14 protein-coding genes and 1 pseudogene are annotated in these 12,136 nt (G+C 72.5%); 8 read left to right on the top strand and 7 right to left on the bottom strand.

Going from position 1 to position 12,136, the window contains the following annotated elements; genetic code table 11:
* Positions 1-76: 76 nt before the first annotated feature.
* Both AB0442_RS12360 and AB0442_RS12355 read left to right on the top strand, forming a co-directional pair.
* Complete coding sequence (locus AB0442_RS12360; RefSeq protein WP_366162597.1) at positions 77-1,348, top strand: HAMP domain-containing sensor histidine kinase; 1,272 nt, start codon at positions 77-79, stop codon at positions 1,346-1,348.
* A 326-nt stretch (positions 1,349-1,674) separates the two neighbouring features.
* Positions 1,675-2,628: an NmrA/HSCARG family protein gene (locus AB0442_RS12355; protein WP_366162456.1), complete on the top strand. Its 954-nt coding sequence runs from the start codon at positions 1,675-1,677 to the stop codon at positions 2,626-2,628.
* 173 nt (positions 2,629-2,801) lie between these two features.
* Here the strand turns inward: AB0442_RS12355 and AB0442_RS12350 are convergent, their stop codons facing one another.
* A complete protein-coding gene (locus tag AB0442_RS12350; RefSeq protein ID WP_366162454.1) occupies positions 2,802-3,002 on the bottom strand; it encodes a hypothetical protein in 201 nt (66 codons plus the stop codon).
* 358 nt (positions 3,003-3,360) lie between these two features.
* A complete protein-coding gene (locus tag AB0442_RS12345; RefSeq protein WP_366162452.1) occupies positions 3,361-3,681 on the bottom strand; it encodes a hypothetical protein in 321 nt (106 codons plus the stop codon).
* Between the two features lie 606 nt (positions 3,682-4,287).
* Here AB0442_RS12345 and AB0442_RS12340 point away from each other — a divergent pair.
* The 4 genes from AB0442_RS12340 (at position 4,288) to AB0442_RS12325 (ending at position 6,221) form a co-directional block, all read left to right on the top strand.
* Positions 4,288-4,782, top strand: coding sequence for a GNAT family N-acetyltransferase (locus tag AB0442_RS12340; RefSeq protein ID WP_366162451.1), 495 nt, complete (start codon positions 4,288-4,290; stop codon positions 4,780-4,782).
* 319 nt (positions 4,783-5,101) lie between these two features.
* Positions 5,102-5,248, top strand: a complete 147-nt coding sequence (locus AB0442_RS12335; protein ID WP_366162450.1) for a hypothetical protein — start codon at positions 5,102-5,104, stop codon at positions 5,246-5,248.
* Entirely contained in the window at positions 5,245-5,559 is a 315-nt protein-coding gene (locus tag AB0442_RS12330; RefSeq protein ID WP_366162449.1) for a hypothetical protein, read from the top strand. Before AB0442_RS12335 ends, AB0442_RS12330 begins: the two co-directional genes overlap by 4 nt.
* A gap of 113 nt (positions 5,560-5,672) precedes the next feature.
* Positions 5,673-6,221: an HU family DNA-binding protein gene (locus tag AB0442_RS12325; protein ID WP_366162447.1), complete on the top strand. Its 549-nt coding sequence runs from the start codon at positions 5,673-5,675 to the stop codon at positions 6,219-6,221.
* A gap of 242 nt (positions 6,222-6,463) precedes the next feature.
* Here the strand turns inward: AB0442_RS12325 and AB0442_RS12320 are convergent, their stop codons facing one another.
* Entirely contained in the window at positions 6,464-6,925 is a 462-nt protein-coding gene (locus AB0442_RS12320; protein ID WP_366162446.1) for a hypothetical protein, read from the bottom strand.
* A gap of 277 nt (positions 6,926-7,202) precedes the next feature.
* Between AB0442_RS12320 and AB0442_RS12315 the strand changes: the two genes are divergently transcribed.
* Positions 7,203-7,544, top strand: coding sequence for a zinc-ribbon domain-containing protein (locus AB0442_RS12315; RefSeq protein WP_366162444.1), 342 nt, complete (start codon positions 7,203-7,205; stop codon positions 7,542-7,544).
* 456 nt (positions 7,545-8,000) lie between these two features.
* On the opposite strand, the gene AB0442_RS12310 is transcribed toward AB0442_RS12315, so the two are convergent.
* A complete protein-coding gene (locus AB0442_RS12310) occupies positions 8,001-8,711 on the bottom strand; it encodes a class F sortase (RefSeq protein ID WP_366162443.1) in 711 nt (236 codons plus the stop codon).
* Positions 8,712-8,847: 136 nt separating this feature from the next.
* Complete coding sequence (locus tag AB0442_RS12305; RefSeq protein ID WP_366162442.1) at positions 8,848-9,501, bottom strand: sortase; 654 nt, start codon at positions 9,499-9,501, stop codon at positions 8,848-8,850.
* Between the two features lie 412 nt (positions 9,502-9,913).
* On the opposite strand from AB0442_RS12305, the gene AB0442_RS12300 reads away from it, so the two are divergent.
* Positions 9,914-10,711, top strand: a complete 798-nt coding sequence (locus AB0442_RS12300; RefSeq protein WP_366162440.1) for a hypothetical protein — start codon at positions 9,914-9,916, stop codon at positions 10,709-10,711.
* Positions 10,712-11,079: 368 nt separating this feature from the next.
* Here the strand turns inward: AB0442_RS12300 and AB0442_RS12295 are convergent.
* Together AB0442_RS12295 and AB0442_RS12290 are read right to left on the bottom strand one after the other, a co-directional pair.
* Positions 11,080-11,822: pseudogene (locus tag AB0442_RS12295) on the bottom strand (IS5 family transposase).
* Between the two features lie 68 nt (positions 11,823-11,890).
* Positions 11,891-12,136 (bottom strand): hypothetical protein (locus AB0442_RS12290; protein ID WP_366162438.1); only part of this gene is annotated, 246 nt, incomplete at its 5' end.

The raw sequence follows: 12,136 nt of genomic DNA, 5'->3' as shown, positions 1-12,136 counted from the left end.
GATCCGGCCCACGGCCCTGCTGAGCGCCAACGAGGCACTCGCCGTACGGAAGTTCAACCCCTACCTGGTGTACTCGATGAAGCCGGACGGCGACGGCGGCTTCACCGCTCCGGGCCCGAACCCGCCGTACGACGAATCCGGGGCCTGGCCCGGGCCGCTGGCCACTTCGGTGGGCACGTTCGCCATGCCGGTCGCCCCGGAGGCGCTTCCCGGACTGCTCGGGCGCTTCCTGGACAGCGGTGACAACATCGCCCTGCTCGACGAACACCACCTCGCGGCTGTTCCGGCCCCCGACCGGCCGGGGCTGCTGATCGGCGCCGTAGTGGGGCGGCAGGGTCCGGCCGACCGCTACCCGGGGGCCCCGCTCGTGGCCGTGGAGTTCCACTCCTTCGCGCCGGTCGCAGCCGAGGCGGGCTTCTACCTGGTCGGCCTCCTCGTGGTGTCGACGGTCACGGTCGCCGTCGGTGCAGCTCTCGCCTGGCTGGTCGCAGGACGGGTCCAGCGGCCGGTGCGGGCGGCCGGTGCCGCCGCCCACGCTTTCGGGGAGGGCGATCTGACGGTCCGGCTGCCGGTCGACGGTCGTGACGAACTGGCGGATCTGAGCGTGTCGTTCAATCGGATGGCCGACCGCCTGGCAGAAACGATCAACCACCTCACCCGGTACGAGGAACGGCAGCGCCGGTTCGTCGCGGATGTCAGCCACGAGCTGCGCACTCCCACCGCCTCCTTGCTCGCGGCGGCGGCGGCACTGGAGGATCCCTCCACCCGCGACGATGCGGCCGCCCTGATCACCCCTCAGCTGCGCCGTCTGGCAACCCTGACCGAAGATCTGCTGGAGATCTCCCGCCTGGACTCCTCCGAAGCCGTCGTCGTACTGGAGCCGGTGGACCTCGCCGGACTGGTGGCGGACGTCGTCGCGCACAGCGATGCGCCCACCGCTTGCCGTGTCCTGGCGGACGGAGACACCACGGCAAAGATCGACCCGCGTCGGATCCACGGCGTGATCGCCAACCTGGTCTCCAACGCCCTCCGGCACGGCGCCGAACCGGTCGAGGTGAGCGTCCGTGCGGCCGGGCCCGACGTCGTGGTCCGGGTCGCCGACGCCGGCCCCGGTGTGCCGGAGGAGCTACTCGACCGGGTCTTCGACCGGTTCGTCCGCGGGGATCCCGCCCGGGGGGCCGGACGCGGTTCTGCGCCGGGGAACGGCCTTGGGCTGGCGATCGCCCGGGAGAACGCGCGCCTGCACCGCGGAACCCTCACCGTTGCCGCCGGGCCGGGTGCCGTGTTCACCCTGACCGTGCCGAGACGGCCACTGGCGGCGGACGAGGACGGACCGGCCGTGACGTGACCGTAGCGATCGGTGATCGCCCCCACATCCAGCCGTGACGGTGTGAACACGCCGCACCGGCAGCGTGCCCGGGGTGCACGGCGATCCCGAAAGCGGGGCGCGGCGGGCGCAGCACTCGGACGGCGAGCTGGAGGAGGTTCTTTCACGGAAGGACGCTCCTTGGACACGGTCCGGCATTCTCACCGGGTTTCTCACCCCGTCCAGCTACCCCGAGGGGGGGCTGCGCGCCGACGATCGGTCCGGTTCGGATTGCCGAGAACTCTCGGTTGGGGTGCGCTGGAGGTTGCCGCGCCCGCGCCGGGTGCGAGGTTGGGAAAGGGTGCGCCGTGGCCGAGAAGAAGATCATCACTGTGTTCGGGGCGACCGGGCAGCAGGGCGGCGGGTTCGCCCGGGCCGTCCTCGCGGACGAGGGCGGCGACTTCGCCGTCCGGGCTGTCACTCGCCACACCGACTCCGACCGCGCACGGGAACTGCATCGGCTCGGCGTCCAGGTGGTCCGGGCCGACATGGACGATCCCGCCACGCTGGGGGCGGCGTTCGACGGCGCGTACGGCGCCTACCTGGTGACCAACTTCTGGGAGCACCTGTCGGCCGAACGGGAGAAGGCCCAGGCCCGGGCCCTGGCGGACGCCGCTGGCCACGCCGGGATCCAGCACGCCGTCTGGTCCACCTTGGAGGACACCCGTGAGTGCCTCTCCCCCGACGACCCGCGCACACCGGTCCTGCAGGGCTCCTACACGGTGCCGCACTTCGACGCGAAGGCCGAGGCCGACCACTACTTCACGGACGCCGGCGTGCCCACCACCTTCCTGCGCTCCACGTTCTACTGGGAGAACTTGTACGGGGCCTTCAGCCCGCAGCGCGGCGAGGACGGCGCCCTCCAGCTCGTCTTCCCCATGGGCAGCAGCCGGCTATCGGGCATCGCCGTCGACGACATCGGCAAAACGGCGCTGTCCGTCCTCAAGCGCGGCACCGACCTCATCGGCGCCACCGTCAGCATCGCCGGTGAGCACCTGCCACTGGCCGACATGGCTGCCGCTCTCACCGAGGCCGTCGGCGTCCCCGTGCAGTACCTGCCGCTGACCCCGGACGCCTTTCGCGCGCTCGGCTTCCCCGGTGCCGACGAAGTCGGGAACATGTTCCAGTACTACGCGGAATGCGAGGAACGCTTCACCGCCGCCCGCGACCTCGACGCGGTCCGCGAACTCAATCCCGAACTGCAGTCTTTCGCCACCTGGCTCACCGCCCACACCGACCAGCTGCGCGCAGCCTGGACCTGACCAGCCGCCCGCCGGCACCCACGCGGCCTGTTCACCGCAGGGGAAGACGGTCGAGCCGGGCACCGGCCAGGAGCAGGGCGGGCAGGCATGGTGCCGCGCGGGTAGCACAGTCCCGCGTACGGCCTCGGTGGCGGCAGTGGACGGTTCCGCCTGGTGGTGCGGGAGCGCCGCGTTCAGGCGTCGCCGGAGAACGTCAGCCCGCCGTCGGCCAGGGGGCGGCGCGCGGGTGCGGGGGCCGGCTGCTCGGTGCCGGGCGGCGGCAGGAACAGGTCCCGGTCCACGGGCAGCAGCGGGCGCCGCTCGGCCGGGTCCGGCCGGTCGGTGGCGGGGGCGGAGAACTCCGGCAGTCCCAGAGGACGGCGATCACCATTCATGAGCGCCAGTATGACCGCCCGTCAGCACGCCGAACGGCGCAGCCCTGCCCTCGCGCATCCGGCCGGGACCGGTCCGCCGCCCGCATCGGACCCATGAGACCTGCGGTTCTACCGGTCGGCGAGGGCGGCCCGGAACTCCCGGGTGGTCACGAACACCGACCCGTGTACCGCCCGCTGCCGGCCGTCGGCCCGACCCCGGAGCCACACCTCGGCCCCAGCCCGCCGTAGAGGCGCTCGACCGGCCGCGAGACAGCCGGGCCGGAGCCGAAATTCGCAACCGGACACGCGTCCGCGGCGGGACCCGACACGTAGGGGTTCCCGTGTGCGCACGCGGGAGGCACGGCGCCTTCCAGGAGGGTCAGAAGGGCGGGAATCCGGCACCGTCCACGAGCAGGAACGGGCCGTCCATGTCGGCCACCGTCACCGCGGCGAACCGGCCCTGGACGAGGACGAGGGCATGGCGCTCGTCGGAGGCGAACCAGGCGCTGGCGGCGTCGTCCTCGCTGTGCAGGCGGAGCTTGCCCTCCCACCGGCCCAGACCTTGCGGCCCGCGGGCCGGCCCTATGGCCTGTACTGGGGCGGGGGCCGGGTCGGTCCACCAGACCAGTGAGGCCCGGCACCGGTACTGTGCTCCGCCGATGTGCAGGACGGCTTCGCCGTCGTAGAGACGCTCGCTCATGCACTCCAGCCTGAAGCCGGCCGGAAGAGCCTGCACAGCCGTCGACCCGGCTGCGGCGCCCCGAGGGCTCTCCCGGCGGCCTTCGGCCAGGGGCCACCGGGTGTCGTCGGCGGCCCTGCGGAACCCTCTTCCGACGCCAACCCCCACTGCCGCCGTCCGGCGACCGCACCCGCGTCCTGACAAAACCGGCGTCCTGCTGAGGACCGGAGCGAGGCACCCACCGCCCCGTCCCCGTGCAGGCATGCGAGCAATACGCATACGGCCCGGCCGCCCCAAACAGGGGGAGGGCGGCCGGGCCGGGGGAAGAGGGAACGGCCGCAGAGCCAACCTCTCCACCCCGGGACGCTACGGCCACCACCGGCCGGCCCCGCGGCAGCACGCCGCCCACCTGCAGCGCTTCACCCGCGAGCACCAGCCGCCCGAAGCCGGACCGGCCCGCGCCCCGCGGCACGGCCATACCGCGGGGCGCAGCAGGGCCGTTGACGACTTTCGCTGCACCCCCGGGTGGAGCGGGGTGGAGGACCTGGGCGAGACTCTCGCTGTGCTCGCCGTCACCACGGCCCGCTCGCCCACAAGCGCTCGCGACCACGCTCACCTGGAGCCCGGATGTCCGAATCCCCTACGATCATCATCCGTGACCTCGCCGCGGCTGACGAGAAGGACTGGCGCCGGCTGTGGGCCGGGTACCTCGACTTCTACGAGTCCACCGTGCCCGCAGCGGTCACCGACTCCACCTGGCGACGGCTCCTCGATCCGCACCAGCCAGTACTGGGCCGCGTCGCCGAGCACAATGGCACGGTCATCGGCATCACCAACAGCGTGCTCCACCACAGCACGTGGCTCACCGGCCAGGTCTGCTACCTGGAGGACCTCTTCGTGGACCCCGCCCACCGCGGGCTCGGGGCGGGCCGCCTGCTCCTCCAGGACCTCTTCGACCTCGCCACCGCCCGTGGTTGGGCCCGCCTGCACTGGCTCACCGCGCACGACAACCCCGCCCGCCGCCTCTACGACACCTTCGTCCCGGCCGACCGCTTCGTCCACTACGAGCGGGACCTGCCCTCCGACGACGGCACCGGACCGGCCCCGACCGACCGGCCATAGCCCCCGGACACCGACCGCGGCGTTGCGCCGCCGATGAGCCGGCCCGGGGCGGGTATCAGTGACCCATGGCAGCCTTCCGCACCGCACGCCGGGCAGTCCGGCTCGCACTGCCCGCCGTCCTTGCCGCACTCGCCGCGGCGGGCACCGCCTGCACCAGCACCACCCCGGGTGGAGGCGTGGCCGGCAGCGTCAATCCGTCCGTCCCGCCACCGCGCCGGGCCCGGCGCGCTCCGGTGGTGCCCGGCCGGGTCCGCAGCCCTCCCTCGCCGCCCTCGCACGCAGCGGGCTCGCCGCGCTGCCGGTGGCCGCGGCGGGTTCGATGGCCGGCTACGGCCGGGACAAGTTCCCGCACCGGGCCGCCCAGGGCAACTCCTGCGACACCCGTGAGAAGGTCCTCGCCCGCGACGGCGAGAAGGCAGCCCTGAACCGGATGCTCGACACCTGCACCACGGAGGCACCCCGATGACCACCGACAAGAACCACGACACAGGCGGCACGGGCGGCACCAGCGAGGGCCCGCTGGTCACCATGGGCGTCACTGCCGGGCCCGGCGGTGTCATGACCGTCGAGGTCGGCGTCATCACCGGCGACCTCACCCTGCGCACCACCCGGCAGGGCAATCAGGCCGTGCTGGAGATCCAGTACGACGACGCAGACGAGTGGTGCACCGTCCAAGGCAGCCCCACCGACATCCCCGCCGGCAAGAAACTGCAGACCGTCCACCAGGCCGTGATCGACGCCATCAAGAAGGGCGGCGGTGCCACCGCACCGAACTGACACGGAGGCGGCTGGAGACGAGGTGCTGATCGGCGGGCAGAATTCTCCAGCAGCCCCTATGTTCGGGATGAAATAGGACAAACAGTTCCCGATATGGTTGTGGAGTCGTCGTCATGAACAAGGGACAGCTGGTCGAGGCGGTGGCCGGGCAGCTCGGCAGCCGTGCCGCTGCCGAGGATGCCGTGGACGCGGTCCTCGACGTCATGGTCCGTGCCGTGGTGGCCGGGGAGCGGGTGCAGGTCACCGGCTTCGGCACGCTGGAGAAGGTGGAGCGGGCCGGCCGCATGGCCCGCAACCCGCAGACCGGCGAGCGCGTGCGGGTCAAGAAGACCAACGTGGCGCGCTTCCGCCCCGGCCAGGGCTTCAAGGACCTGGTCTCCGGCGCCAAGAAGCTGCCGAAGTCCGGCCCGGCCACCGCCAAGGCCCCCAAGGGCTCGCTCACCGCCGGGAAGAGCGCCGCAGCCGCGCCCGGCCGGAAGCGAACCGCGGCCAAGCGCACCACCCCCGCGGCCACGACCGCCTCCACGCCCGTGAAGAAGGCCACCACCAGGAAGGCCGTCTCCGCGGTCAAGAAGACCACGGCGGCCGCCAAGAAGACCGCGCCGGCGGCCGCGAAGAAGGCGACACCGGCCAAGCGGGCCACCCGCCGCACCAGCGCGTGAACGGCACCGTCCGGGCCCGGTAGGTCGTACCGGGCCCGGACGTTCACGGGTCGTCGCTTCCACGGCGTGCCGGGCGGCCCCGTCCCTTGAGCGCCTCCCCCTGCATGCCGCGGGCGTCGAGGTCGCAGAGCGGACACCCACCTTGTCCGGCAGCCCCGTGGCAGGGACAGCTCTTTCCCGCGCCCAGCAGGGTGCCGGGCGCCGCCGTGCGGTGCCCGGCACCCTGCTGGGGTCGGCCTGGGTCAGGTGGTGGCGGGTTGGAGGTGCCGGTTGGCGCCGGCTTCGACGACGGTGACGCAGGCGATGAAGGCCTCCTCGGGCTGCTCCCACGGGTCGGGGACGTCCTGGCCGTCGAGGTAGAGGTGGACCTTGGCCATGGTGGCGGGGCCGGTGATCTGCGCGGTGAGGGCGCCGTGGACGGACTGGTCCACGGTGAGGACGGTGTCGGCCCACTCCAGCAGGTCGGGACTGACCTGGACGCCGCGGTGGCCGGTGAGGTCGTAGCCGCACCGGGCGGCGGCCGCCACCATGGCGGGGTGGGCGCCCTCGCCGATGTGCCAGGGGCGGATCGCGGCGGCGCGGGGGTGCGCCGTCGACGAGCTGGCAGCCGAAGGCCCAGTCGCCGCCCTTGAGCATGACGTGGAGAGTGGTGCGGTCGCGGGTGAAGGCCCCGGCACGCGGGCCGCAGCGTGCGGCTCCGACATCTCGCAGCGTTGAAGCAGTCTCGGGGCCCGACAGGCGCCACGCGGGTGTCCCTCTCACTGTGGAAGGCGGCGCGAGCGAAGATCGATACGCCGACGCGGAGCTGCAGGTACGCGGAGCCGAACAGCGGCCGGGTGGCGACTGCGACGACGGTGTCCGGGACATGACGGGCGCGGGCGCCGTGGACCGGCAGCTCCCGCTGTGGGCGTTTGGCGAGCTGCTCTGTTTGGGTGAAAAGGACTGTCGTATCGCTGATGCATTGCTCATACGGCGTACAAGATGTCGGCGAACCTCCAGAGCGGGGCCGTGAAGACTCCCGCAGCCCCGGCCTGCCCGTCCACCAGGGTGGGTCGCCCGTGCGCCCGCTCGCTCGCTGATGCCTACCCCGCGCTGTCACCCACATGGCACTCGGGCCGCAACGGCTCCCTGACACCGGACCGGATCGCCCCGCAGTCCTCCTTCAACGCCTGGTGGCGCTGCTCGGCCGGCCACGAATGGCAGGAGAAGGTCGCGCAACGGCCGACGATGCCCAAGTGGAAGAACGGAGACGTGGCCGCGCCTGCCGACACTGCGCAGACCCCCGTGTCCCGCACACCTACCCGGTCTGCGGGTGCACCGTGAAGGTCACCACCAAGGCTGCCGAACGGCGCCGGGCCGAAAGCCACTCGCGTTGCTTCGCCTGCCGCATCAAGTGGGGGGCCGAGAACCAGGGAAGATCGAAGCTGTGATGTCGGGGTCCACCGAGCTCTCCCCACTGCCGGTCACCGAGTGACGGTTCCCCGATGAGCCAGGAAGTGCCGCAGGCTCAGCCCGGCGAGCGGGGTCACTCTGCAAAGCTCCGACGCGTGATCACATTAGCCAAGATCGGCATCATCACATGGGCGCAGCAGCGCAGCGGCATGAGGCCGCTTGTGCCCAAGCTTCGCGCGGCTCTTTTCTCGAAAGACAACTTGGCTACCACGCTGCGTGAGCCGCTGGTGAGGGGGTTCAGTGCGGCCGGGCCCGGTAGACGTCACGCAACAGGGCGATCTCAGCGCCGTGGTGCAGTACACCGCCGCACTGCCGCGGGCTGCGCCGCTACCGGACGGCGGAGAGTGTTGCGTAGACCACGATGTTGTTCTCGTATCCGCCCGCCTTGGTGTAGACGCCGCCGCAGGTGATCACCCGCAGTTCGGGCAGGCCGGAGTTCCCGTAGACCTTCTGGTCGGGGAAGTCCTTCTTCGCGTAGGACTCGACGGCGTCGACGGTGAACACCGCCGTCCGGCCGTCGGTGCGGTCGACTTCGATGGTGCTGCCCTTGGTGAGGGCACCGAGCAGGAAGAAGACCGCGGGCCCGGAGCGGGTGTCCACGTGGCCGGCGATGACGGCCGTGCCGGTCGACCCGGGGGTGGGGCCGCCGCCGTACCAGCCGGCGAGGCGGGGGTTGTCCGGGGGCGGAGGCTGCAGGGCGCCCGCCGCGTCGAGGTCCAGCTTCGCCAGGGGGGCGTCCACACCGATGGCGGGGATGCGGACGCCGGCAGGATCGGACGGCGGCAGGGGACGGACCTGCGCAGACGCGGCCGACCCGTCGGCACCTGAAGCGGCACCCGGGGCGGCAGCAGTCTGCGAAGCCCCGGCGGGCGGGACGGAGGCGGGCCCGGCGGAGGCGGGCCCGGCGGAGGCGGGGAGGCCGGGCGTGGGGAAGGCCTGGGCCGGGGAGGGCTGCGGCGGTCGTTCGGCGTGGTCGCCGTGGCCCACCAGCCAGCTGCCGATCGCGAGCGCACACACCACCAGGACGGTCGAAGGCACGGTCGAGCGTTTGGGAAGCGGGGTGCGGTGCGCGGCATCCATGTAGGTCAGGCCCCTGTTCGCGTACGTGGGCGGAATGCGCCCGGCGCCCCGGGCCGATGGCATCCGGGGCGCTGGCGCGACGGCGGCGGGCCGTTCAGACCCGCGCGGCACCGAAACGGCGGCGGATCTTGACGGCACCGCCGGCCACGGCGCCGGCCAGCAGCACAGTGCCCAGTGCGACCTGGCTGCCGTCGGCATCCGCTGCGCCTCCGGAACCAGCCGCGACCGCACCGCTCGGGCGGGGGTCGTTGCCCGCTGCGCCTCCGGAACCGGCCGCAGCCGCACCGCTCGGGCGGGGATCGTTGCCCGCTGCGCCTCCGGAACCGGCCGCAGCCGCACCGCTCGGGCGGGGGTCGTTGCCCGCTGCGCCTCCGGAACCGGCCGCAGCCGCACCGCTCGGGCGGGGGATGATCGTGAGCGTGCCCGTCATCTGGATCCGCGGCGGACACTTCACCGTGATTCCGCTGTCGCCGGGCGCGGCGTCCTCCGGCACCTGGAACGTCCCGACCAGAGTGCCCTTCTGATCGCCCGCGAGGAGGTTGATCTGATCGGTCAAATCGGAGAAGGCTTTGCCGTAGGTCACGTCCGGCCCGCAGGCCGTCGTGCTGATGGTGACGGTCTGGCCCGGGCTCGCGCTCCGGGGGCTGATGGTGAAGCCGGAGTCCTCGGCCGCGGCCGAGGGCACGGCCAGGGCGAGGGCGCCCAGGGCCAGGGCCGCGGAACCGGTGACGACGCGTGAAATGTGCATAGGTGTTTCCTCCGAGCGGGCACGCGGCCGGGCTGTCCAGCACCTGTTCCGTGCCCTGCGCCCGAGGAAACCGACAGGTCGTCAGCTCCGCAACCTGACGGGCTGCCACCTGCGTCGTCCGGTCGGGCGTGGCGCGGTGGCCAATGCCGCCGTTTACGCAGGTCAGCGAAGGTAGACCGGGGAGCGGCCGGAAACCGGCGGACGGTTCCGCCAATGGGTGACGGGGCATCAGCCGCCCCTGGCGCGCACCAGGGATTCCGGCGGCCCGAGTGCCGTCCGACCGGTCCGCGCCTGCCCGGCGCGATGGCGCCGGTCGTGTTGCACACCCCCGCGAGAGGGTTCGACGGCGCCAGGGTTCCAGCACCGGAAACTCGGTGGCGGGTGGTCGCGCACGGCTGGGTAGCATGCGCGCATGCCTGACAACGGACTGATCGAAGTCGTGTTCGTCGACGCGGCGGACGGCCGGCCGTTCGGTCGCACCGAGCTGCCAGCCGCGCAGCTGCCGGAGTCCTTCGAGCCGGACACCCGGCTCGGCCTCGCCGGGGCGTTGTGGGAGGTGCTGCACGCGGCACCGGCCGACAGGGCCTCGGCCCCGGCCGCCGGCCGGACGGTGCTGACGCTTCGCCGGTTCCGGACGGTCGACCCGCAGGAGGTCGCCTTCTCCCTGCCCACGATCTGCGCCGGGCTGCCGCCACTGGCGCCCCCGGACGGAGCGGCGGACGACCTGGTGCTCCACGAGGACGACTGGCGACAGGCCGAACTGGTCGAACGCGGCTGCCTGGCAGAGGTCGAGGCGCAGCTGCACGAGGTCATGCGGGTCTACCGGGAACACTCCCGGACGGCGGGGGACGGCGAGTCCGCCGTCCGGGTCTTCGAGAGCCTGCACCTGCGCGAGGACCCCGCCCAACCACTGACCGGCGCACTCACCCGGCAGCGGCTGTTCGAACTGCTTCCCGCTTCCCGGACGTACGCGGGCGTTGCGCTGCCGGACGGGCAGGGCCGGGTGGTTGACTCCTTCGCCGCCCGGGTCGGGCCGGTCGCCGTGTACGGCCGCTGCGCCGGCGACCGGGTCCTCGAACTCGGTCTCACCCCGGCGACCGCGGCAGAGGCAGCCGCGGTGCCGGGCCTGGCGGCACTGATGCGGGAGTTCGACCTGCTGCTGGTGGACTGGTGCGCCGTCCGCTGTGAGGGCGATGGGGCGACCCGGTAACGGCGTACGCCGTTCAGGCCTCGATGCGGACCTCCTACAGGAGGCCCCAGGTGAAGTCGGCGGTGCAGGCCTACGGCCGCCCGGTGGCGTCCGGGGCGGTGAAGCCGAGCTGCCACCGGGTCGGCGCACCGCCCTCCCGCGGGACGGCGGGCGGGAAGGCGGCCGCGACGTCCGCCACGGCGCAGCTCCACGGGGTGAGGTCGGCGAGCGTCCGGAGCGCCGGCGGCAGGGCATCCCGCGCCTACGCTCCTGGCGAGCCACCAGCTGACGCAGCAGCGACCAAGATCCCCGCATTCAGCGGCACACCCGGGCCGTCTCCTACAGCTTGACGATCTATAGAAGCTTCAGAGTCAAGCCAAGACCGTGTCCTATGTGGTGAGGCGGATGAGGCGTTCGTAGCAGCACAGGGTTGCGGCGCAGCGGAGGAATGCCAGATAGTTGTCGGGATCGCGTTCGTAGCGGGGGCTGAGCCGGCGGTAGCCGGTCATCCAGGAGATGGTCCGGTCGATGACCCACCGACGGCGCCCGAGACGTTCACTCGCCTCGATGCCCCTGCGGGCGATCAGGACGCCAATCCGCTTGCCGCGCAGCCACTTTCGCAGACGGGGGAACATCGAAGGCCTTGTCCGCGTGGAGGCGTCCGGGGCTTGCGCCAGCGGTCCGGGTCCCGGGCCCGTCTCGCCAGGTGGGCCTCCACGTCGGGTTTCGGGCTTTGCTGTCGTGGGTGTTGGCCTCGGTGACGTCGACGACCAGGGGCAGTCCGCCCACGTCCGACAAGATGTGCATCTTGGAACCCGGCTTGCCCCGGTCCACGGGGCTGGGACCGGTGAGTCCGCCCGTTTTTCGGCCCGCACGTGGGCGGAGTCGAGGACGACGCGGGAGACGTCGAACAGGCCAGCGTCGCCGAGGCACTGCAGAACCGCCTCGTGCAGCCGCCCCCACACCCCGGCCCTCGACCAGATGAGGAAGCGGCGGTGGACGGTGTCCCACCGCCCTGCGGCCGCACCCGGTCCGGCGAGATCAACGGCTTCGCGATCTCCCACAGCCCGTCCGGAACGATCCAACTCCACGTACCCCGCCCCGTGCCACGACCAACGAGCCACCACCGCATAGGACACGGTCTTACGAGCTGGTGCGTGATTGCGGCGGGGATTGCGGCGGCCTGGGCTGCGGCTCGGTTCAGGTGGTGGCGGTGCGGTCGGAGACCAGGCCGGCGATGGCGAGGTAGGTGTCCGGGAGTGTGTCGCGGCGGTGGGTCCAGCGGGTCAGGCCTTTCCAGCGCTTGTGGTCGGCGAGGGCGTGCTCGACCAGGATGCGCTGGGAGGAGTGCTGGTGGCGGGCCCGCTCGCGGGCCTCGTGGACTTCCGGTGGGCAGCTCTTGTTCGCCTTCCGCGGCGGGGTGATGGCCTGGCCGGGGTGATCCCG

The sequence above is a fragment of the Kitasatospora sp. NPDC085895 genome (assembly GCF_040702125.1).
GTDB classification, from domain to species: domain Bacteria; phylum Actinomycetota; class Actinomycetes; order Streptomycetales; family Streptomycetaceae; genus Kitasatospora; species Kitasatospora arboriphila.
The sequence above is the reverse complement of the archived record's forward strand: the minus strand, read 5'-3'. Positions and strand labels throughout refer to the sequence as shown.